The organism is Streptomyces sp. RKAG337 (assembly GCF_023701715.1).
In the GTDB taxonomy this organism is placed as follows: domain Bacteria; phylum Actinomycetota; class Actinomycetes; order Streptomycetales; family Streptomycetaceae; genus Actinacidiphila.
In genome coordinates this window covers 979227-1000246 of the sequence record NZ_JAJOZA010000001.1, presented here as the reverse complement: position 1 = coordinate 1000246, position 21020 = coordinate 979227, and the positions used below count along the sequence as shown (strand labels likewise).

Here is a 21020-nt window from a genome sequence, read left to right as displayed (position 1 = left end):
AGGATCTTCTGCAACACAGGGCTGGGGACCAATGACGTATCACCTGCCCGACCCCGTTCAGCCGCCGACAGCCCCGCCCGTCCATGTGGCGCCGCTGTACTGTGCCGCTGACTGCTCCGGTGAGGCCGGCAGCATCGCCGATGCGCGGCACTGCGCGGGCACCTTCATGGATCGCCTCGCGGCAGCCCTGGGCGTACCTGTGAGCGACCGGCTCCGTTACGACGTGCAGCTGGTGGTGACGGAACTGGTGACCAACGCCAACCGGTACACGCACGGCCCGTGTCTGCTGGAGCTTGAAGGCGCGGTCGGCTCCGTCATCATCACCGTGTCGGACAGCAGCACCGCGCTTCCACGCGCGTTTCCCCCCGACCCGCAGCGGGTCGGCGGCCACGGCATCGAAATCCTCCAACGGATCTGCCAGGAACTGATCGTCGAGCGGGTGCCGGTAGGCAAACGGATCCGTGCCGTCATCGCCATATCCTGACAGCCCGCGCGGTTGCGCCATTTGTGACCGAGGGGTGAGAAGAGCGGCCTCTGCGCGGCCATTGCAGCCGAGGGAGGGCTATTCTGGCGTATGGACGTCCCGGACCCCGGCGTTGTCGTGCCGCCGAACCGATGCTTGTGGGGACCGGATGCACTCCGTTTGTCACTGCATCACCGAGGGGAAACGGCTACGTCCCATGGCCTGGAGATCGGGCTGTTGGGCCGGCCTTTCGCCCGCTGACCCGAAGCGTGACCGTCCCGGGAGTGTCAGGCGGAGCCGGGGATCAGGCACCGCCGCACAACACAGCACCGGCCGGTCTTTGGAACCGAGGCATCATGCCCATCCCGCTGCACCTCACGGCCCATCGTCGCGACCGCCAGGCGCGGACGCTGATCACCCTGTCCGGTGACATCGATCTGGATTCGGTGCCCTTGCTGAACGCCGCTCTGGAACAGTGCCTGCGCGACGGCAGCCGCACCATCGACGTCGACCTCAGCGCTGTCACCTTCTGCGACTGCACGGGCCTCAACACCTTCCTGTTCTTCCTGCAGCACGCCACCGCTGCCGGAGGAACCCTGCGCCTGCACCGTCCACCCGTTACGGTGGCCCGGCTGTTCTCCCTCACCGACACCAGTTCGCTGCTTCTGGCTCCCTCCGCCGGCCACACCCTGCCCCCTCCAGTTCCGCTCCGCAAGGTGCCTCGGCGGCTCGCATCCGTGATGTCCGCGGCGCGTGATGCGGCATGAGGTACGGGCCGGGACAGGCGCAGAAGGTAGAGGGTCACCAGCCCGCAGCGGGCGGCGAGATGTATCTGCGCGGGCTCAACCGCTGGCAGGCGGAGGATCAGTGTGAGGACATGGCGGATCTGTACGTCGAATCGTCCGTCACCGCGCCTGGTCAGGAGTACCGAAGCCGTGAACGTTTCCTGCAACGGCTGACCGAGGACATACGTCGGCCCGGTTTCGACATGATGGTCGCGGAGGCCACCGTGGCGGCCGAGGCACCCGCCCTGGTGGGTTGCATCTTCGGCTACCCCGTAGGGCGTGACGGTTCGTGGTGGCAGGGCCTCGACGGTGAGTTTCCGCAGGACATCGAACAACTCACCGCGTCCGGACACGTCTTCGCCATCACCGAGATCGTGGTCCATCCGCACGAACAGCACCGGGGCCTCGCCGGCCGCCTGCAGGAACGGCTGCTCGCCGAGCACCAGGCATCCCTCGGTGTCACCCGGGTCGACCAAACCGATGATGCCGGGCAGGCGGCCTTCCGATCATGGGGCTGGCAGGACATCGGTCAGATCCGTGACTCACTCGGCTCAGCGGTCCAGCGGGTGCTGATGCTTCCCCTCGGGGAGCGCTCGGCGGCGGTACCCGACGGCCTGGCCCACAACGCGGACACCGAGCCCCCTCGCGAAGCCGACGCCCCGGACCCGGGCATGAGGCGCTAGAACTCCACGGAGTTCGACACACCCGCAACGGTGACGGGGGCCACCCCGCCGTCCACTCCTCAGTGCAGGATGCTGACCGCGCGCGCGATGACCAGGAGTGAGGTCATCAGGGCGGCAATGCACTGCACACTCATCATGAGTTTCGCGCGAGTGGACAGCGGCATGGTGTCCGTCGGGCTGAACGCAGTCGAATTGGTCACCGACACGTACAGGTAGTCCATCAACGTGGGCACCCAGTCGGACGTGACGCTGGAGCCGTCCGCGACCTCCTCGACCGCGTCGTCGTTCTCGTCCTGGGAGAAGCGGAAGTCCGCCAGCGGCAGTTCCTCTCGGGGCACCTGCGTACGACTGACCGGGCCGCCCCGGTCCAGCTCCCAGTAGGCCAGACCGAAGACGATGATGTTGGTCAGCCACACCTGAAACGCCGCCGTCAACAGGGAGCCCCCATCCTTCACTCCGGTGGAGATCAGGTCATGGATCAGGATCCCCAGGGAAACCAGATTGCTTGCCGCGATGACCAGGACGAGCGTGAGCGAAAGAATCCGGGAGAACCTGGTCTGACGGGTCAGCCGTTTGGGATTGATCGCGATCAACGGCACGAGGAGCAGCAGTTCCAGGGCCAGCAACACATAGCGCGGTGCGATCAGCAACTGCTGCGGCAGGACCTGGTAGAGCCCGATCGCCACGAGCGTCGCGATCACAGCGGGCAGCCGGGCCTCCCCACGCCGTTCATGCCGGGGATGCCTGACCCGGGCATCGGCACGGCTCCGCGTCATCTGTACGCCCTCTTCATCGCCTGAGAACCAGCTGGTGATCGAATGGAATCGGAGTTCAATTAAACTCGAAGGGCGCCTCGCGCCCTGGACCGACGCTCATGGTTCAGGGTCACCGCATTTCGGGCTCATTCCCTCCGACAGTGGCCGACGTCGCCGCTCAGAGGCGGCGCCAGCGCGCTGAGGCGAAGGAGAAGACGCCGAAGAGGATCAATCCGACCGCGATGAGGGCCAGGAGCCAGGGGCCCGCCGGGGTATCGGTGAAGCTGCGAAGCGTCGCGTCCATGCCCTTGGCCTGATGCGGGTCGAAGCGGACGGCCGCTACCAGGACGAAGATCCCGGCCGTGGCGAACACGGTTCCGCGCGCAATGCCTCCGGCTACACCCAGCCCGGTGACGACCTCCCGGGTGCGGTGACTCATCACGCCGGTGTTCAACTGTTTGAGGAATCGACGCTGTGCCGCCCGTACGGCGAGCACCGTTCCGACTCCGATCAGGACGAGGCCCGCGAGCCCCACCAGGATCCGGCCGCCCGACATCTTCAGAGCCGACGCAGTCCAGTCCTGCGACTGCGCGTTACCACCGGACGACTCGCCACTGCCGGCGGCATAGGTGGCGATACCCCAGCAGACCGAGGCGTAGAACACCGCTCGCCCACCGTCCAACAGCCGGGACCCCACCTTTCGATGAGGGCCTCTGGCCAGCAAAGCCCGGGCGGCCCGCCAGATCGCCATACAGGCGAACCCGACCACCAGCGCCCACAGCATCACGGTCCCGAAGGGCTGTGCCGCTATCTGGTGCAGTGCCCCCTGGCGGTCGGCCTGCTCCCCGCCGCCGTGCCCGAAGGCGATCCGCACCGCCAGCACGCCGATGAGGACGTACACGATGCCCCGTGCGACAAAGCCCGCACGTCCCGCGGTGGTCAACGTGTCCTTCTCCACGGAGCGCCGGGTTGAAGGCCGCGAGGCTCGGCTCCGACCGTGTGCGTGCGACGACATCACAAGGGTCTCCCTGACGAGTGGTCGCGTTGCCCGCGCCCTGCTGTCTCGTCTGCCCCCCGCCCGGCGTCCGATGCGCGAGGCCGGGCCTGTTGAGTGGGGGCACATCCCACCCTGAACACCGTTGAACGTCAGTCCGGTCGGCCGGTCTTGGCTTCGGCCGCAGAGGTGTGGATGGGGAAGACCTGTCCAGGCCGGTGAGACGGAAGATCTTGGCCACGTTGAGGATCAGGCGGACCAGAGCCAAGGTGGCGCCGGCCGCAGCTGCGACGCGGTGGGCGGTCAGCAGTGTGGTGATACCGCTGGAGTCGCAAAAGCCCAGGCCGGAGCGATCGATGACGAGTGGCAGGACGAGTGGCAGGTCCCGGGTCGGTGTGTGGGGGCGAGCGCACCGAAGATGGCGGTGTGGTAGCAGGGGTCGGGGCTGGGGTATTCCGTTTGATGGCGGCCCGGGGGGTAGTCGGTAGATGGGAAGCGCGATCGAGCGCGTCGCCGCCGAAGTTACGGCCTCCGGGTACAACTTCAAGGGCAGTTTCGACCACGCACTTTCCTACGTCGTCGAGAGGGATCCGGTGCAACGGCTGGGGCGGCACACGCCGCTCCACCCCGCAGGAACAGGGAACTGGAAGAGGAACCTCAGATGTACATAGGCATCGGAACCGTCGTGCTCATCGTGATCGTTGTACTTGTCGTCATGTTCATACGACGCTGATCCCGCATCATTCGGAAGACCCCGGCCACCGGGGTGAACCCTCGTGTCGGCCGCCCACTCCACGGACGCGAAAGGCACTGTCATGAGCATCGGAACGAAGTTCAAGCACAAGCTGCAGGCATTCACCGGCGGAATCAAGGAACGCTACGGCCACACCACCGGAAACGGGCGGCTGAAGCGTGAAGGCAGGTCGGACCGAGTCAAGGGAAACCTGAAACAGTCCGGCGATAAGGCCAGGGACGCCTTCAAGCACTGACGCCCTTCGGACCACCACATACGTCCAAACGGCCGCGCAGGGTGCTGTCCGCCCGGCTGCGTCAGTCGTCGCTCGGCAGGAGGCCGATGGGAACCCGGCCGCAGTAGTCGTCGCGCCGGTGTCGAGGAGTGCTCGCCACCCGCTACCTGAGCCCGAAGGCCAGACATAGCCGGCGTCGCCGGCCCTGTGTCGCCGGGGTCTGGATCGAGCCGCAGACCGGAGATCGGCGTGGTCGGCGCGCTCCTGCTGCTCGCCGGACTGATCCAGCGGCGCTGGAAACCGCGCGGACCAGTCACCTGGACGGGCCCTCACGTCGGTCCGACGACCGCCCAACGACATGGCAGTCATGCGCCTGGAGGTCCCAGCTGCCCGGGATAGCAGCGACACCAAGCGGTGATGTTGTCGATACCGAGCCCGTGGACACCGCGCCACACCGGCCGGCACGCTCACGGATTGAAGGTTGGGTTCGGCAGCGCCGTTGGGCACGCTGCCGGACAGGCCGGCCGTGGAGGTGCCCAGGCCCACGCCGGCGGCGCCCCCGGCGCCGCCCGCGGTGGTGGTGCCGACCAGCCCGGCGCGGTGAACCGCTGGCGCCATCGGTGACGCGGTGGGCTGAGAAGCAGGGGCGATCGCACGGGGATCTCTCCTTCCGGTTCCGCACCGTCAGGGCGGGAACCGAAGGGCCCCAGGAACCGGCGGCGGTGCGGTCACACAGGACAGGCCGCACCACCGACGGCCCTCAGGCCGCAGACCCACGAGCCGCCCCTCGCACACCGCCGCAGCAGGAACCGGGCCACGGCAGCCTCACCCCACCGCGTCCCTGACGGGCAGCACCCGGAAGGGCCACCTGAAGTGTTCCAGCCAGACCCGACCCTGTACGCACAACCCACACATGTGTCCGGAACAGATCAATCACCCGCCCGACCAGCCACTCGACGCACAGCACCCGCAGCATCCGGCGGCCGAAAAGCCGCCAAGGTGGAGGCGGCACACTGCCGTCAAGAACCGACCGATACATGAACAAGCTCATATGATGGTCAGTCAGAGACGCCGACCCGCGACCTCCGGAACGCAAGTGTCCGAGGGGACGGTGTCAAAGAGTCTGCGTGCTCAACAATCCGAGGCCCAGGTAGCAGCAGCTGTCGGCTGGACGTTCAGACCGCGTCGGCGCGATCCACCTCGAAGGGCTGCTCGACGGGGATAGCGCCGCAGTCCGCGATCACGATGTCCTTCTCGGGGCGGTTGCGGCTGTCGGTCTTGGCAGCCCCGATCGTGCGGACCACGCTCATGCCCTCCAGGACCTTCCCGAAGACCACGCTCTTGCCGTCCAACCACGGGGTCCTGGCCAGGGTGATGCGGAACTGGGAGCCGTTGGTGTTCTTGCCGTCCCGGTTGACCATGGACAGCCATCCGGCCCCGTAGTGACCGAGCTTGAAGTTCTCGTCGGCGAACGTCTCGCCGTAGATGCTCCGGCCACCGGTGCCGTCGCCGCGGGTGAAATCCCCGCCCTGCACATCGACGTCCGCGGTGACGCGGTGGAGCTTGGAGCCCTTGTAACCCTCGCCGGCGGGCTGTTGCGCGAGTTGCGCGAAGTTCTTGGTCGTCTTGGCCACGGTGAGCCCGAACAAGCCGACGACGATCCGGCCAGCCGGCTCACCGCCGATGGTCATGTCCAGGTAGACCTTCTCCGTGACCTTGGGACCCTTGGGCTTGTCGGACGGCTCCAGATCAGCCCGCGCGGCGGACGGCAGCAGGGCGGTGACGGCCAGGGCTGCAACAGCAGCCAGGACAGCGGTACGGCGAAACACAGGGACACTCATCTCCGTCGGGGCACCCGCCCGCATGTGAAGCAGACGCGATCGGTTCCCAGCCTGGCGGCCCCAGGGCGCCAGCGGTGTGGAGCGCGCCGCACACTCCACCGAACGAGTGGCCGGACGCTGCCCGTGGGGGAGATCGCGACGTTCCTCGGTGAGGACGGCACACCGCCGCTCGCGCCCGTCGGTCGCCGTGGGAGCCGCACAGCCCAAACCGAGGGGTTGGATCAGCAGGGTCAGACGCTCGCCCAGCATGGCGAGATCCTGCGGAACTCGAACCCCGACCGTCGACGGCGGCCGGCGCCACGAAGCCCGAGGCGTTCGGCGTCGGCCGTATGCCTTCCGGTGAGGCGTATCGTGCGGCAGGAAAGCGGATCCCGGCATTGAGACTGCCGGGGTCCGCTTCTCGCGTGCGGGAGGTCAGTGGAACCAGACGATGAGGGGGATCCGGATCTCCCGGTGCTACGGGTAGACCGTGTATTTGACGATGATCGGCTCGCCCTCGATCTGGAGGCTGTAGTCGACTCCAAGAATCGTCCAGCGGGTCACCGGGCGGCCGTTTGCCCGCGTCGATCGCTTCGCCCGCTTGACGGGCGAGGGCGATGATGACGTCGGTGAGGCGTGCGGACAGCTCGGGCGGCATGTTGAGCATGGACTCGGCCGGGGCCTGCTCCACGAACGCGGTCCAGCCGCGGCGCGGCTCGCTCACCCGGCTGCTGCCTGGAGCCGCTGGGCGAGGTCATCGGTCGCGACGAGCTGACGGCAGGCGGAGGCGTTTGGTCTCGGCGCCGGGGGCCTGGTCAAGTATGGCGGCCTTCACCAGCGGCGCATGACCGCGTTGTTGGGCTCACCTTCTTCGGCGGCCAGGACCTCGGAGTAGAAGCGGGCACGCTTCTCCCCGGTGAGAGCTTCGCCGATGGCGTTGATCGTGTGAGGGATCGCGGTCACCGGGCGGTCCGCCGGATGCTCGGGCTGTCCGCTGATCCGCAGGCTCCCTGGATTCGGCAGCCTGCGTGCCGCCGTCGCCGATCAGATCGCCATCGTCAACGACGTGTTCTCCTGCCACAAGGAGGAACCGACCGGCGGACACCACAACTTCGTGCTCCTCGCCGAGCGCCACAACTCCACCCCCGCCCCGAGGCCATCAGCAGGGCGCAGGAACTGGCGGACACCTACCTCGCCCGTGCCCTCACAGCCCGCACCGAGCTCGAAGACCAGCTGGCCTCGCTCTCCACACAGCCCGGGGAGCAACAGGGGTACCTGCGGGTCGCCGACGCCCACATCGCCACGATGCGGGGGAACTACGACGACCACCTCCACTGTCGGCGGCCACCAGAAAATCCCCACGGACGGCCAGTTTCGCTCCCCACTTGGAGGTAACTTTCTGTAGTGGACCTTCGGCGGTGGCTGGGGCGGGGAAAGGGACCTGAACGTGGCGCGTACGTGGTTGTCGATCCGTGTAGAGCTGGTGTCCGGCCGGGGCGCGGATTTCTGGCCGCGTCCTGGGCGTGTGCTCGCTGCTTCGCGTTCGCACTCCTTTGCACAGCTCGCGGAGTCAGTCGATGTCGCCTTCGGTCGCTGGGACTTGGCTCACTTGCACATGTTCACGCTGGGAGACGGTACCGGCGTCAGCCCGCTGGACTGGTGGGACGGGGAAGCGCCCGATGGCACGGTCGACGGTCGGTCGACCAAGCTGAGCAGGCTGAAAGCTGGCGAGCAATTCGCCTACGTCTTCGATATGGGTGACAGCTGGGCTCACCTGTGCACCGTGGCGGAGAAGCGGATCAATCCCCTGGACGAGCTGGGCATGGAGCCCGGCCGGCCGGCTCCGTACTGGGGCTGGGGAAGTCTGCCGGATCAGTACGCCCGCCGCTGGGATGGGGACGACGGTGAGTCCAGTATGCCGAAGCGGCCTTCCCGCGGCGGCCTCGCAGACCTCCCGCCGCTCCTGCCGTGGTGGGGTGACCAGGGACGCGGATAGGTCACGCTGCGTGCCTGATCTGGCCACGAGTGGGGAATCGACGTGGCCATGGCGGGGAGCCCACATGGCCGCCAGCGGGGAATTTCAACTGGCCGCTTTCACTCCACCCCACCGTCCGCAGATACATGCACCCCGCCCCGAGCCCGCACCCACAATCCACCCACCCCGCACCGCGCACGCGTCTCGGCCGGGCCACGGCGGGATTCAGCGGCGCCTCCGTCCACTCAAACTGACCGTCGGCCTTCGTCCCGACCTCGGCGTTCTGGAAGGACCGCCTGTCGCGGTCGCCGACATCCTCCATGTTGTCGGCCAGCTCCGCGCCCACCTCAACAGCGACCCCGCCGGCGTGACGCTCAACGCGGCTGCCGATCTCCTGGAACACATCGCTGGGACCTGGGACCAGCAGGACGACCAGACGCGCCAGCGCGCCTACGTCCTGGCGCTATCCCTGTAGGAGGGATCTCACCGATGCCCCCCTCCACGACGACCCGGCGCGCGTGCCGTGAGGTGACAACCCGCCGGCTCCTCGCCAGTCAGCACCCTCTGGTTCTGCGGCGAGACGCGACAGCCCACCGTCGCCGGTCCACCTGCCAGACCCGCCCAGCACAGATGTCACGCAAGAGGACCCCGCCCTGTGAGGTCCATGAGCCTCACACCCCGTTTCCCCAGGTTGAAGCGCTGAACTGTGAGCCTGTGAGACAGGCTCGCGCCCGTGCTTCCGCAATCTTGAACGATTGCCAGGCGATCTTGACTTGTCCCAGGTTTCTGCCACTTGATCTTGACGGACGTGGTGAGCCAACGGCGGTTGTTGCTTCTGCGGCGGATTCTGACGAACGGCTGCGACCTTTTCCATGAGCGGCCAGTCCACTCGAAGGTGGTGCGTGTCTGGGTGCCCGGCCACCCTCGCTGACATGCATGGTGTTCACGACCTCTCAACAGAGATAGGAGAAGCGCATGGGCGTCTTCGACAACTTCCACGACCAGGCGAAGACCAAGGGAAGGGATATCTCGGACAATCTTGAGGAAGAGGTCAACGAGGAGACCGGCAACAAGTACGCCGAGCAGCTCGACAAGGCGCAGCAGCAGACGGAGCAGCGGCTGGGCATCGACGACGACCCCAACCAGTAGCCCGGCTCGGCATGGCCGCTTGGTCCCGGACGCCGCGCCGACCGATGAGCCAGGTCCAGCGGGTTGCGTCACCCGTAGCGCGGCGGGCGGTCATGGACAGTGCTGTGCGGGGAAGTGTCTACCCCCGGGTGCCGATGGCCGGGTCCTTAACGGCCTGCCGATGCGAACAGCCGGCCGCCGCTGAGACCGCCGCCCGGCAGCTGGAGCCCGCGGCCGCTGAAGCGGTGCGCGCGTATGCGGCCAAGACCCGGGCCGACGCTGACCGGTTCGCCGCCGTCCTGGAGGACATTGCCACCAATGGCGTGCCCGACCCCGAGCAGTGCACCCCGTGGGAGGAGCTGCGCGAGGCCCATCTCACCCGCCTCGCCGCTCAGCGCCCGGCCGTCGCCTGATGCCCAGGCCAGGGCCCGCGCCGTGCCCGGATCACGTTCTCCGACTCCGTCGCGAAGCAGCTGGAGAACATCACCAGCGAGGCGGACATCCGCGCCCTGGACCGCGCCCTGGTTGTCGTCTCCGTCGACCCCGAGGTCGGCGAGCCGATCCCCGGCAGCACCGCCGGCCCCCAGCTGCGTGAGTACGCCGACGACGTCGAGCGGGTCCGCTTGTTGTACTGGGTTTCGATTTTGCGGACCGTGGTCGTTGTCGGTATTTCGAGGTCTGACCCGCGACATCTTGGACTAGGCCGACCGCGTGCTGCTCGCCCGGATCGAAGAACCCGGCGCCGAAGGCTGGGACGGTCCGCTGCAGAACCGCATGTTCGTTGTTTGGCGAGGGATCGGGTCCGTCGTTTGGTGAGGGATCGCTCGCGTATGAGGAATACCTATGACTGACCGACCAGATGACGAGCGCGCTCTTCCTCACCCGCCGTAGGCGAGGGACCAGTAGTAGATGTCCGGTGCCACTTCGACGGGCATCTACCGCCAGGCGGTGACCAGGACGGCCCGAACAGCCGCATGCACACCTGAATGGTCCAACCGGTGTGACTCGTGGCCGCCGCAGGCGTTGGGAGTGTCGAAGCGTCCGCTTCTCGGCTGGTTTTTGCTGATTATCATGCGCCATAGGTGGTGCCGCTAGGTTGCTTCACCCCCCGTGGTCGGCCAACCGCCTTGGAGAACAGCCCCTTTCTATCAGTGGAGGACCAGATCATGGCAAGCACCCGCAGCATCCGTGTGATGGCGGCTCTCGCGTCGCTCCCCCTCGCTGCTGCCTTCTTCACCGGCGTGGCCCAGGCCGACAACGGAGCAGCCGCGGTGGGCACTGCGTCGAACGCTGCCCTCGGGAACATCTTCGGCGGCGGGGTGGACGGCAGCAATCTCGGCAACTCCTCCACCGCCGAGCAGGTTGCTTCCAGCTCCGGCGCCTCGAACCAGAGCAACAGCGCGCAGTCCAACAGCTCCGGCTTCACCGCCATCGGGCAGTCCGACTCCCACGAGTCCCTGGTGTGGAACCCGCTCCCGTAGCGACCGGCCCCCGCAGCGCCAGCACACGCGGCGAGCCCGCCCTCTACACGGAAGGCGGGCTCACCGCGTTCACGGGGGCGTCGGCCGGCTGCCTGAATTTATTCACGGCGGTGCCTGCCCTTGCGGCTTGACAAAAGGCATTAGGAATCAGTTGCACCGGACACCCTGTTCGGGTCCGTCGACGCGGAGGACGATGGAGTCATGTGCGAGGACAACGTGGACCAGGACGACGTCGCCGAACCGGCGCGGACGTCGCTGACCACGGCGCATGCCCGGGAGGTGACGGCCGGGCTGCGCGAGGCGATGGACGACGTCCGGCGCTCCGTGGCGGTGCTCGCCGCCCGCGTCCGCGACGCCCATGCCGCCCGGTCTGGCTCCCGCTCGGGCACAGCAGCTGGGAGTCGTACTGCGGTGCGGAGTTCGGCATCAGCCGTGCCCAGACGTACCGGCTCCTCGACGTCGCCCGCGCCTTGGCCGCGATCCACGACGCCGTCGTCGCCGGCCCAGAGACATCTCGCACGCGAGACAGCGCCCCGGCCGCCGCGGCCGCGCTCGACTACGGCCTGTCCCAGCGCGCCCTGATCGCCGTCTCCGGCCGTATGAGCGACGTCGCGGAGCTGACACCCGCCGCCTCGCCACGCTCGCCCACAGCGGCTTGACGGCCCTCGATGAGCCCACCGTGCGCACCGTGGTCCGCCAGGCCGTCCGCACCGCCATCGCTACCCGCCGGTCCGCCGGCGGATCCCGCACTCACTGACCTGCGCCGCGTCGTCGACGACCTCGCCGCCATCACCCATCAGCTCGGGGAGCTGATGCTCGAAATTGCCCCGGCCTACCTGCCCGACACTGACGCGGCCGACGTCTTGGCCCCGCTGTGTGAGCAGATCGGCGAGACCCTGGAGAACGGACTCGCCGCCCGCAGCTACGCGATGTCCGCCGACCGCCGCGCCCTCCACGGCACCGTCCTGTAGCCCGACGATCGCGGCTGCTCCTCTGTGGCACACAGCCTATTTCCCCAGGTGGGCGAGCCGCGCTGTGAGGGTGAGAGGTGTGAGGCGAGGGCCTGCGGCAACGGGATGCCGCCACTCCTGGCCGTGCTGCTCGCCATGGTGTGCAGCGGTTGCTGCTCGATGGGTAGCGGGGTGTAGTCGTCTGGTTTCAGCAGGATGGCATCGCGGGTGCAGCACAGCATTTGCCTGGGCTGGGCGGGACAAGGTTGCTGCTGGGCCTTGCGGTGGGAGCGAGCCTGGGAGGCCCGCTGGCGACGGGGTGGGGGTGTGTCCCACTGTCTGGTCGCCGATGCCGCTTGGCGTTCTAGAAGTAGCCGGGGTCCGGGGCCCTGGGGGTGATGATGATCTGGGCTACGGCAGGTGGCGGCCCTGCCGTGTAGGCGGCAACGGGGATACCGGCAGCGTCGACGACAGTGATGGTTGCGGGCATGACTGTCCCTGCCGTGACGACCAGTACGGGCGCCCCGTCCACGTAGCGCACACTCAGCGTGCCGACGGCTTCAGGCTTGGCCTCGGACGAGGGGATCAGTCCCAGGTCGGTCATCTCGGGTTCGGGCGTGATGTCAGACATGGCTGTCCTCCTCTTCGGGCCGGCTCGCTACCGACGCGCGTTGATCTTTCCATGACCTACCCTCGGCACGCATAGCTTCCGCACGATCGTCCTCGTCCTTGCCGAGCAGCGGACCCACGGCTGGAGCGGTCACGACCGGACCGCCCGGCTGTCGACCTGTTCCTTGGTGGGACCAGCTGCTGCGACGCAAGGGGTGTGGTTCAGAGCTGCGGGAGTGTCACCTTGAAGGTGACGACCTGGGTGAGGAAGTTGTAGCCCACATCGGTTACGACGGTGGAGAACGGTTGGATCGTCGTGGTGGTGGGTCCGTAGGTGTCCGTGATGGGCTGCAGGGTGGCGTTGGTGATGCGCTCGCGGGTGGCGCCTGGGCAGATCGGGTCGGTGACCGATGCCTGGTCGAGGAGGTTGGCGACAAGGTAGTCGTGGATGCAGACGGTCTGGCCGTTCGCGTCGAGCTGCCGGATCAGGACGTCGCCGACGTCGGCCTGAGCGGTGCCGGAGGACAGACCGCACAGCAGCAGGGCCGTCGCGGTGGTGCCGATCGCGGCGGTGAGGGTGGGGGAGCGCATGGTGACCTCTCGTGGGCGGAAGGTGATTCAGGCACGACAAGATCACAGGTGTACTTGGGCAGCAAGAGCCCCGCGTGATGCCGACCTGCGTGCAGGGCAGGGTTTCTGAGGGATCTTCAGCGACGGATGCCGCAACCCCGTCGACACTTCCTCGGACAGGGTCGATGATCCACATTCGGAGCTGCCGAAGAACGCCCTACGCCACCGGATGGAGTCAAATCCCACCTACACAAAAAGGCGCCCAAGGCAGCAAGTGGAGCCAGAACTGACTGATAAGTGGTCTCTGACTTCGGATCAGGCACACATTCCGTGAGGGCGATCACCGGGCTTTCCGTGCGGTGACGTACCGTCATCTGGGATTGTGGTGAGGTGTGATGACCTCGTAGATGTGCTGTTTCCGTACCTCGGCTGCGTCGAGGTGAAGCGGGTGTTCCTGGCGAATGGAGCGGTTCGTATCCAGGCCCGCACGCGGGACCGCAGCGAGACATGTCCGGACTGCGTCGTGCCATCGGGACGGGTGCACAGCACCTACGAGAGATGCCTCGCGGACAGCTCGGTGGGCGGTCAGCCCGTGTTCATCGAGCTGACAGTACGGCGTCTGTACTGCGAGAACGCTGCGTGCACGCGCCGCACGTTCGCTGAGCAGGTCGGCGGGCTAACGGTGCGATACGGCCGGCGGACCCCTTTGTTCCGCGGGGTGCTTGAGGCGGTGGCAGTCGCGCTCGCCGGTCGGTGCGGGACCCGCTTCGCGGAGGTCCTGCACGGGTTCGTCAGCAGGACGACGCTGCTCAGGATGGTCATGGACCTGCCCGATCCAGACTGGACGATGCCGAAGGTCCTGGGCGTGGACGACTTCGCCACCCGCCGCGGCCAGCACTACGGCACCGTGCTCATCGACTGCGAGACCGGCCAGCCCCTTGACCTGCTGCCCGGCCGGGACGCCGAGACCCTGGCCTCCTGGCTGCGAGACCATCCCGGAGCCGAGATCATATGCCGGGACCGGGCGGGCTCCTATGCCGATGGTGCTCGCACCGGTGCACCCCATGCCGTCCAGGTCGCCGACGCCTTTCACCTATGGCAGAACCTCGGCACCGCTGTGGAACGCTGTGTGCGCCGGCACAACTCCTGTCTCCAGCCGACCGAGGCCGAATCGGACGGCGCCACGAGCCTCTCGTTCGCCGGCACGGCGAGCGCGGCGAAGGAGATGTCACCGATCGAAGTCCGCTTCCGGGACCGGCATGCAGCCGTTCACTCGCTCCTCGACCAGGGCCACGGCATACGCGAGATCGCCCGGGAACTACATCTGGGCGGCAACACCGTCCGGCGGGCCGCCCGCGCACGGACGCCCGAGCAGATGCTCAACGGGCGACATCAGCCCCGGATCAGTCAGCTCGATCCTTTCAAGTCTCACCTGGACAAACGCTGGGATCAGGGCTTCACGAACGCCATCCGCCTGCATGCCGAACTCCAAAAACTCGGCTATCAAGGCAACTACCAGACCATCAGTGACTACCTCCGGCCCCGGCGACGACAACGCATACGTGTCGTCGGGCCAGCACCGCCGGGCGTCCGTCAGGCCACCGGCTGGCTCATGCGCCACCCCGACCGCCTCCGGGACAAAGAGCGCGTCCAGCTCGTCGAGATCCTCGCCCGCTGCCCAGAACTGACTGCCGCCGACCGGCTCGTGCGATCCTTCGCCGAGATCCTCACCAACCGCTCCGGACAGCACCTCAAGGACTGGGTCATCGCCGCTCATGCCGCGGACCTCCCCGGACTGCACAGCTTCGCGAACGGCCTGGAGAAGGACTGGGACGCCGTCGTCCAGGGTCTGACCACCCGCTGGAACTCCGGCCCCGTCGAAGGCCGCGTCAACCACATCAAGATGATCAAACGGCAGATGTTCGGCCGCGCGCAGCTCCCCCTGCTCCGAAAGCGCGTCCTCCTCACCGCTCTCCACCGACCGACACGCTCAGTGACCGAGAACGGGCCCGGTGATCGCCCTCACGGAATGTGTGCCTGATCCCTGACTTCACATACGAAGCCACCCCGCAGGCCCTTCCCGCCGGCCCCGCCGATTCCCCTACCGGCACCCCCTGACACCCGGTCAGCATTCCCGCAGGTCAGACCCATTTTCCGGTGGTTGCAAGATGCCTCGACAACCTTCTTTCTCTCCCTTGTGTGTCTGTGGGTGGTGGTAGGACAGGGGAGGAGTGAGGAGTTCATCAGGTTCCCGGCCGGGAGCGCTGCGCGCGGCTTCTCAACGGCGCCACCGGCTCGGGACCGGCGGCAGGGGCTGAGGGCGCGGCGGCGTGCGGGACAGGGTGGGGGAGGGGTGTGGGTGGTTCGCAGACGTATCCGTACGGTTCGACGTCGACGAGGCGCGACGAGGTCCTGGCGGCGCTGGGCGTGCTGAAGGTCGCGACGGCCGATCACATCTGGCAGTTGATGTGTCCGGGCACGAAGGACAACAAGCCGGTGCGCAACGCGTGCCTGGACTTGCAGAAGCACAAGCTAGTGCTGTCCGAGGGCAGCACCAGCGACGGCCACAAGCTGTGGGGCCTGACCCCGGCCGGCCTGGAGGCGGCGGCCGAAGCGCTGGAGCGGCCGCTGACGGAGATGGGCTCCATCGCCCGAGGCGCCGCCCGCTCGGGCGCCAAGCACGCCATCCGCGTCAATGAGGCCATCATCGGCTTCACCCAGACCCCGCCCCAGCCGACCCGCCCGGTCATCCCCGCCGCCCGCCGCACGGGCGACCAGGACCTGGCCGCCGGTGCGGCGGCGTCCCGGCCGCGGGGTATCGGCACCATTGGCTCCTGGGCGACGGAGGTGCAGCACAACTTGCCCAGTGCTGGGCGCAACCGCACCGGCGCGCAGGCCGACGCGGTACTGCAGGCGTCGGACGACGGGGTGCCGGTGCTGATCGTGGAGGTCGACAACGGGACCGAGTCCCCCCGGGGTGCTGGTGGCGAAGTTCGCGAAGTACCAGCGGTTCTTCCAACTGCAGACCAAAGACGCGGCCGGCATCGATTACCCGGTGTGGCGCACGATGTACGCGGCGACCGGCCGCGAGGGCTACCCGCCGATCGCCGTGGTCTTCAACGGCCGGATGAGCACCGACGCCCTGTACCACCGGATGCGGCAGGTGAAGGAACTGAGCCAGGAGTACTGGCAAGGGCGCTACCACGCGCCCTACGACCTCTACGGGAAAGCGGCCACCGATGGCTACTGGGACCACCGCACCGCCATCCCCGTCATCGTGACCACCCTGGAGCAACTCGCCCAGCGCGGGCCGCACGCGCCGATCTGGTGGCGCTACGGCCACGAAGCGTGGGAGCCGATCCTCACCGCCCTGGCCAACCCCGACAACGAGGACGCCTACCGGGTGCGGGAGCAGGAGCGCCGCCGGCAGGAGGAGGAACGCGACCGCCTGCGCCAAGCCGAATGCGACCGGCAGATCGAGCAGGACGCCGTGCGCGAGCGGCGCCGTAAGAAGGAGAAGAAGCGGATGAGGGCGCTGATCGCCCTGTGGAACGAGGCGGCCGGCGCTCTTCAGGTGGATTAAGGCGACCGCCAGGACCGTGACGACCTCGAGTATCAATGACCCCCCGATATCGGACGCCGCGCCAGCGCAAACTGCACAAGGGGCCGACACACCAACGAAGGGGGCGCGGGTGGACTGGCGGGGCGGGGACTGGGCGGCGCAGGCGCGCTACTCCACCGGGCCGGCCGTCCTCGGGGCCAGGCGCTCACCGCGGTTTTGAACCGGGTGGATGTTGGGCAGGTCCGTTCCGGTCGGCAGGGAGCCGGCCGAGGAGGGGACGCAGGTATGCCTGAGAACGAAGCAACGCCCGAGGTGTCGGACCTGGGAGCAATCCCGGCGCAGCTTGCCGTGACCGAGTCGCCCACTGTCGCCGTTGCCCGCGAACGGCTCGTAGAGGCTATCGGCAGGGAGGCTGTGTTCCTCGCCGACCAGCGAGCCGGCCAGGCTTCCGAAGGTCTCGAAACCCTCGCCCGGGCCTTCGCCCTGGTGGCTGGCACGTCCCCGATCGGCTCTGCCGAGGTAGGCGCCTCCGCGGGGAACGCAGGGTTGATCATCAAGTCCCGGGGTTCCCTCCTGCCCGTGGATCAAAATGAAATCGTGCAGCGCGAAACGGTCCAGCTCCCCGGGCGCTAGAACGTGCCTACCACCGCCCCAGCACCGCCAGAGTGGCGGTGCCGGGGCCGCTGGTGCGTTACCGCCGCCATGTCAATGACCCGGCCACGCCCAGCGCCGCTGCCCTCGGCCGGCCTGTGGGCCGGCGGAGGGCAGCGGTTTTTCGGGCGCGGGGTTCACGCTCTCGCGCGGGGCTGGAGGTCAGGGAGTTAGGGGCAGGTGGCCAGGATGATGGAGACGACGGTGCAGGTGGCGCTCGCGCTGTCGTTGGCGGGATTGGGGTCGGAGGGTGCGGAGGTGGTGCGTACTCCGGTGACCGTCACATGGCCCAGGGACAGTAGCGACAGTGGGACACGGAAGGTCTTGTCGGTGCTGGCGCCATTGGCGATGGTCCCGTAGGTGCAGGTCACGGTCCCGGTCGTGGTGGTGCAGCCGGCGGACAGGTTCGTGGCGCTCGCACCGGCGGGCAGTGTGGCGGTGAGGGTGGCCGAGGTGACCGCGTTCGGGCCGGTGTTGTGGGCTTTGAGCGTGTACGTGAGGTAAGGGACCAGGATCCCCAGGTGCGGTTGCGCGGTGACGTCGACGTCGATGTCGGCTTTCGGGTCCACGTAGGTGTACTGGCCGGCGCTGACGACGGCACTGGTGCCGCCGGGGGTGGTGACCTGCACGTCCACCGTGCCCGCGGTGTGGGCCGGTGCGGTGGCGGTGCACGAGGTCGCGGTGCAGGTGACGGCGGTGGCGGGGTTACCGGGGCCGAAGGTGACGGCGGTGGCGCCGGCCAGGCCGGTGCCGGTGACGGTCACGGCGGTGCCGCCGCCGGTCGGACCGCTGGCCGGACTGAGCGCGGTTACCGCGGGGACCGGGATATAGGTGTACTGATCGGCGGCAGAGGTGGCGCTGGTGCCGCCCGGAGTGGTGACCTGGACGTCCACGGTCCCTGTGCCGGCGGGGGCGGTGGCGGTGCAGGAGGTGTCGGTGCACGACACGGCCGTGGCCGGGTTCCCGGCCCCGAAGGTGATCGCCGTGACGCCTGTCAGGTTGGTGCCGGTGACGGTGACCGCGGTGCCGCCGGCGGCCGGGCCGCTGGCCGGGCTGACGGCGGTGACGGTGGGGGCGTCCTGGGTGAAGGTGAATACGATCTGCCCGTTGCCGGCGTTGGCGCCGTCGACCAGCGTGGTCGTCGAACCGGGGACGGTCCCCGACACGAAGTCGGACCCGCCGCCGCCAGCACCGCCGGCACCGCCGACCGTGCCGTTGGCCGCGCCGGACCCTCCGCGGCCTCCGCCGCCGTAGCCGGGGCCCCGCGCCCGCCCGCGGCCGCGGGTTTCGGGACTAACTGGCCGGTGCTGCCGCCCATGGCATTGGGGAAGCCGCCTGAGGCACCGGTCACGCCTGTGGACGAGCCGACTCCTCCGGCACCTCCGGCACCGCCGGCGGTGCCGGTGCCCGCGCCGCCGCCTTGCCCGCCGCCCGCCACGCCGGGCGATCCCGCACCGGCGGTGCCCGGGCTGCCGCTGTCGGCGCCCGGGGTGCCGGGGTAGGACGGGGTGCCGTAACCCGCGCCGCCGGCCCCGCCTCCTCCGCCGGCCGTCAGCAGCGGCGCGCCGGTGGAGGTCTCCACGGCAGTGACGAACGCGCTGGTGAGACCGGCATTGCCGTTGGCGGCACCGTTGGCGCCCCGGGCGCCGACCGAGACCTGGAAGGTCTGACCTGCGGTGGCCGGAATGGTTGCCACGATGTGGGCGCCCTTGCCGCCCGCGGTGCCGTCGAAGGCGTTGCCGCCGCCGGGCCCGTCCAGGGTCACCAGGGCGCTGGAGACATCGGCGGGAACGGTGATGCTGCCGGTTCCGTCGCCCGAGCAGGTGATCGTGGTGGTGGCGCCCGCGACCACCGGCGCGGCGCATACCCCGGCGGCGAACGCGGGAGAGGCCAGGACGACCAGGCCGCCGGCGGCCAATGCGGACGTCGCGGTCAGGGCGGTGAACCGGCGGCGCCAACGCGCGCGCGGTGGATGTAGCTGGGTGGCTTTCGAAAGCACAGAGGTATTCCCCTCGCTCGGTTCCACACCGCCGCGGCGGGAGACGAGGGACTCCACAGGAACCGTCAGCGGTGCGGCCGCACGCACACGGGCCCGGCCACGAGTAGTCGATCACCACCGGGACGCAGCCCGTGCATCACTCACCGCCGCGGCCCGCTTGGGACCGCCACAGCCATCGGCTCCGCCGAACACCGCGCTGAGCGGCGCCTCGATGCAAGCCGCTCAGAGCATCCCAGCAGCATGACCAATCCACCGCACAACCTTCACAGTTGTCTATATACGGTCAAAACCTGGCCCGCCGACGACTTGACCTGCCGCCCGAGGCGCTCCAGCGGATCCCGGCCACTCGAAACCCAGGAACTAGTCACGCTACGTCACGAGATCCTGTGAACTTGCTGTTGGCCACCGGCCTGGGTTTTCCAATGGCCACCAACATGCCCGGCCGCCCCGGCCCTAGGGGCTCCTCCTGCCGCTGTGGTTCAACATGTGAGGCGCACACCGTGCGGCACCACGTTGACCGTCGGCGTCGGCACCTGCGGTTGAACGGTGCGGGTCCTGTCCGTCGGCGGGCCCAGTTTCAGGAGAAGGTGAGGACGACGCAGCCGCTCATGCCGGACATTCCGGGCTTGCCCGCAGCCGGAGTGAGGCCGTTACGGATGACGCCGTTCCCGCCTGCCCCGCCATTGCCAGCGCCGGGGCGGCAATGCTTCCTGATCACATCGTTGGCGGCTCCGAGGCCGCCCTCGCTTCCAGCGGAGCCGGCCGTCGGTGAGGTCGCCTTGCTGCTCCCTCCGTCGGCGAGAGCGCTTTTCGTGCTCCAGTCGGGGTAGCACTTGCTGCCCTTTCCGCCCTCCCCGCCCGAGAAGTTGCGGGCCGGCGATCCTCCGCTGGCAATCGCGACCCACGCCGGCCCCTGGCGCCCCTCGGCATACCCGGGGAGATCCACCGAGGACTGCCCTCCGTCACCACCGGTAGTAACGGCCAACCTCTCCACATCCTGGCCACGCCCCCCCAGCCCACCCCGGCCCACCGCGACCGACAGCTTTTCGCCCGCCTGCAGCGCCCGCCCATCCACATTGACGATGCACTGGGCCATCCCTCCGCCGCCACCACCCGGACCGCCGCGACCTACACGATCGGCATCCACGTCCGCGTTCCCGCCCCGACCCCCCGCTCCTGCACCGAGCACCGTGACGAGGACAGACTTCACATCCTTCGGAATGGCGTAGCCGCCCGACGATGTGAACACCACGGGGGCCGGGGGAGCGGCCTTGGGGGGTGCTGCCTGGGCCGGGCTGAGGACCGTCCCGGTCAAAGCCGCCACGGTGGCCGAGGCAAGAACGAGCAGACGAGTGCGAGACCCCGTCACGCCAGCGAACGTCATGAAGCAGTCCTCCAGGTTGATCACAAGTTCGGGTCCACGCAGTTCCTCCATGAACGGCGCCGTGGAGGAACTGAACGCATGGATCAACTTGGAGGCCGGGAAAAGGTCACCACTGACGGTTCGGACACGAGGCGCCGATGGCCGTCGGCAAGGGAACTGATGCACGAGCACGTCCTGCCGAGCTGGAGCATGCAACGGCCGATGGCAGCTCCTTCCGCCCCACCGGCCGGGTCGGAATGGTGG

23 protein-coding genes and 3 pseudogenes are annotated in these 21020 nt (G+C 68.4%); 16 read left to right on the top strand and 10 right to left on the bottom strand.

The features are described from left to right. Window positions 1-31: 31 nt before the first annotated feature. The 3 genes from LNW73_RS04335 to LNW73_RS04325 all read left to right on the top strand — a co-directional run bounded on the left by LNW73_RS04335 (window position 32) and on the right by LNW73_RS04325 (window position 1931). A complete protein-coding gene (locus LNW73_RS04335; RefSeq protein ID WP_250988982.1) occupies window positions 32-484 on the top strand; it encodes an ATP-binding protein in 453 nt (150 codons plus the stop codon). Between the two features lie 335 nt (window positions 485-819). Further along, window positions 820-1230 (top strand): STAS domain-containing protein, encoded by a 411-nt coding sequence (locus LNW73_RS04330; RefSeq protein ID WP_250988981.1) that lies wholly within the window; start codon window positions 820-822, stop codon window positions 1228-1230. A gap of 110 nt (window positions 1231-1340) precedes the next feature. Beyond that, window positions 1341-1931 carry a GNAT family N-acetyltransferase gene (locus LNW73_RS04325; RefSeq protein WP_250988980.1) on the top strand — a complete coding sequence of 197 codons (591 nt, stop codon included), beginning with the start codon at window positions 1341-1343 and terminating at the stop codon, window positions 1929-1931. 59 nt (window positions 1932-1990) lie between these two features. On the opposite strand, the gene LNW73_RS04320 is transcribed toward LNW73_RS04325, so the two are convergent. The 3 genes and pseudogenes from LNW73_RS04320 to LNW73_RS36620 all read right to left on the bottom strand — a co-directional run. Beyond that, window positions 1991-2632 (bottom strand): hypothetical protein, encoded by a 642-nt coding sequence (locus LNW73_RS04320; RefSeq protein ID WP_250988979.1) that lies wholly within the window; start codon window positions 2630-2632, stop codon window positions 1991-1993. 232 nt (window positions 2633-2864) lie between these two features. Then, complete coding sequence (locus tag LNW73_RS04315) at window positions 2865-3701, bottom strand: DUF1206 domain-containing protein (RefSeq protein WP_374118032.1); 837 nt, start codon at window positions 3699-3701, stop codon at window positions 2865-2867. Between the two features lie 190 nt (window positions 3702-3891). Then, window positions 3892-4221: pseudogene (locus LNW73_RS36620) on the bottom strand (STAS domain-containing protein); the annotation flags it as partial. A gap of 274 nt (window positions 4222-4495) precedes the next feature. On the opposite strand from LNW73_RS36620, the gene LNW73_RS04310 reads away from it, so the two are divergent. After that, window positions 4496-4669, top strand: coding sequence for a CsbD family protein (locus tag LNW73_RS04310; RefSeq protein WP_250988977.1), 174 nt, complete (start codon window positions 4496-4498; stop codon window positions 4667-4669). A gap of 1154 nt (window positions 4670-5823) precedes the next feature. Here the strand turns inward: LNW73_RS04310 and LNW73_RS04305 are convergent. Both LNW73_RS04305 and LNW73_RS35870 read right to left on the bottom strand, forming a co-directional pair. Next, window positions 5824-6339 carry a peptidylprolyl isomerase gene (locus tag LNW73_RS04305; protein ID WP_250992794.1) on the bottom strand — a complete coding sequence of 172 codons (516 nt, stop codon included), beginning with the start codon at window positions 6337-6339 and terminating at the stop codon, window positions 5824-5826. A 960-nt stretch (window positions 6340-7299) separates the two neighbouring features. After that, window positions 7300-7431, bottom strand: a complete 132-nt coding sequence (locus LNW73_RS35870; RefSeq protein ID WP_285390582.1) for a hypothetical protein — start codon at window positions 7429-7431, stop codon at window positions 7300-7302. A 484-nt stretch (window positions 7432-7915) separates the two neighbouring features. On the opposite strand from LNW73_RS35870, the gene LNW73_RS04300 reads away from it, so the two are divergent. From LNW73_RS04300 to LNW73_RS04275, 6 genes and pseudogenes are all read left to right on the top strand, one after another. Next, window positions 7916-8464 carry a plasmid pRiA4b ORF-3 family protein gene (locus LNW73_RS04300; protein WP_250988976.1) on the top strand — a complete coding sequence of 183 codons (549 nt, stop codon included), beginning with the start codon at window positions 7916-7918 and terminating at the stop codon, window positions 8462-8464. Between the two features lie 64 nt (window positions 8465-8528). Continuing rightward, window positions 8529-8918: a hypothetical protein gene (locus tag LNW73_RS04295; protein ID WP_250988975.1), complete on the top strand. Its 390-nt coding sequence runs from the start codon at window positions 8529-8531 to the stop codon at window positions 8916-8918. Window positions 8919-9418: 500 nt separating this feature from the next. Next, complete coding sequence (locus tag LNW73_RS04290; RefSeq protein WP_250988974.1) at window positions 9419-9592, top strand: antitoxin; 174 nt, start codon at window positions 9419-9421, stop codon at window positions 9590-9592. 134 nt (window positions 9593-9726) lie between these two features. Next, entirely contained in the window at window positions 9727-9984 is a 258-nt protein-coding gene (locus tag LNW73_RS04285; protein ID WP_250988973.1) for a hypothetical protein, read from the top strand. A 30-nt stretch (window positions 9985-10014) separates the two neighbouring features. Continuing rightward, a pseudogene (locus LNW73_RS04280) lies at window positions 10015-10236 on the top strand (hypothetical protein); the annotation flags it as partial. A 501-nt stretch (window positions 10237-10737) separates the two neighbouring features. Beyond that, window positions 10738-11052: a hypothetical protein gene (locus tag LNW73_RS04275; protein WP_250988972.1), complete on the top strand. Its 315-nt coding sequence runs from the start codon at window positions 10738-10740 to the stop codon at window positions 11050-11052. A 147-nt stretch (window positions 11053-11199) separates the two neighbouring features. On the opposite strand, the gene LNW73_RS04270 is transcribed toward LNW73_RS04275, so the two are convergent. Next, complete coding sequence (locus tag LNW73_RS04270; protein ID WP_250988971.1) at window positions 11200-11412, bottom strand: hypothetical protein; 213 nt, start codon at window positions 11410-11412, stop codon at window positions 11200-11202. 110 nt (window positions 11413-11522) lie between these two features. On the opposite strand from LNW73_RS04270, the gene LNW73_RS04265 reads away from it, so the two are divergent. Further along, on the top strand, window positions 11523-11711 hold the full coding sequence (locus LNW73_RS04265) for a hypothetical protein (protein WP_250988970.1): 189 nt from the start codon (window positions 11523-11525) through the stop codon (window positions 11709-11711). A 9-nt stretch (window positions 11712-11720) separates the two neighbouring features. Beyond that, window positions 11721-12023 carry a hypothetical protein gene (locus LNW73_RS04260; RefSeq protein ID WP_250988969.1) on the top strand — a complete coding sequence of 101 codons (303 nt, stop codon included), beginning with the start codon at window positions 11721-11723 and terminating at the stop codon, window positions 12021-12023. A gap of 343 nt (window positions 12024-12366) precedes the next feature. On the opposite strand, the gene LNW73_RS04255 is transcribed toward LNW73_RS04260, so the two are convergent. Both LNW73_RS04255 and LNW73_RS04250 read right to left on the bottom strand, forming a co-directional pair. Next, entirely contained in the window at window positions 12367-12633 is a 267-nt protein-coding gene (locus tag LNW73_RS04255; protein WP_250988968.1) for a hypothetical protein, read from the bottom strand. A 200-nt stretch (window positions 12634-12833) separates the two neighbouring features. Then, window positions 12834-13202, bottom strand: a complete 369-nt coding sequence (locus tag LNW73_RS04250) for a hypothetical protein (RefSeq protein WP_250988967.1) — start codon at window positions 13200-13202, stop codon at window positions 12834-12836. Window positions 13203-13590: 388 nt separating this feature from the next. On the opposite strand from LNW73_RS04250, the gene LNW73_RS04245 reads away from it, so the two are divergent. The 4 genes and pseudogenes from LNW73_RS04245 to LNW73_RS04235 all read left to right on the top strand — a co-directional run bounded on the left by LNW73_RS04245 (window position 13591) and on the right by LNW73_RS04235 (window position 17376). Next, the gene (locus LNW73_RS04245; protein ID WP_250988966.1) at window positions 13591-15222 is read left to right on the top strand and encodes an ISL3 family transposase; all 1632 of its coding nucleotides are present in this window, start codon (window positions 13591-13593) and stop codon (window positions 15220-15222) included. Window positions 15223-15536: 314 nt separating this feature from the next. Continuing rightward, window positions 15537-16142 (top strand): annotated as a pseudogene (locus tag LNW73_RS36615) (replication-relaxation family protein); the annotation flags it as partial. A 22-nt stretch (window positions 16143-16164) separates the two neighbouring features. After that, complete coding sequence (locus tag LNW73_RS04240; RefSeq protein ID WP_250988965.1) at window positions 16165-16764, top strand: hypothetical protein; 600 nt, start codon at window positions 16165-16167, stop codon at window positions 16762-16764. 264 nt (window positions 16765-17028) lie between these two features. Continuing rightward, on the top strand, window positions 17029-17376 hold the full coding sequence (locus LNW73_RS04235) for a hypothetical protein (RefSeq protein ID WP_250988964.1): 348 nt from the start codon (window positions 17029-17031) through the stop codon (window positions 17374-17376). Window positions 17377-17564: 188 nt separating this feature from the next. Here LNW73_RS04235 and LNW73_RS04230 read toward each other — a convergent pair whose 3' ends face one another. Continuing rightward, window positions 17565-18560, bottom strand: coding sequence for an IPT/TIG domain-containing protein (locus LNW73_RS04230; protein WP_250988963.1), 996 nt, complete (start codon window positions 18558-18560; stop codon window positions 17565-17567). Window positions 18561-19970: 1410 nt separating this feature from the next. Then, entirely contained in the window at window positions 19971-20828 is an 858-nt protein-coding gene (locus LNW73_RS04220) for a glycine-rich domain-containing protein (RefSeq protein WP_250988962.1), read from the bottom strand. Between the last annotated feature and the right edge of the window lie 192 nt (window positions 20829-21020).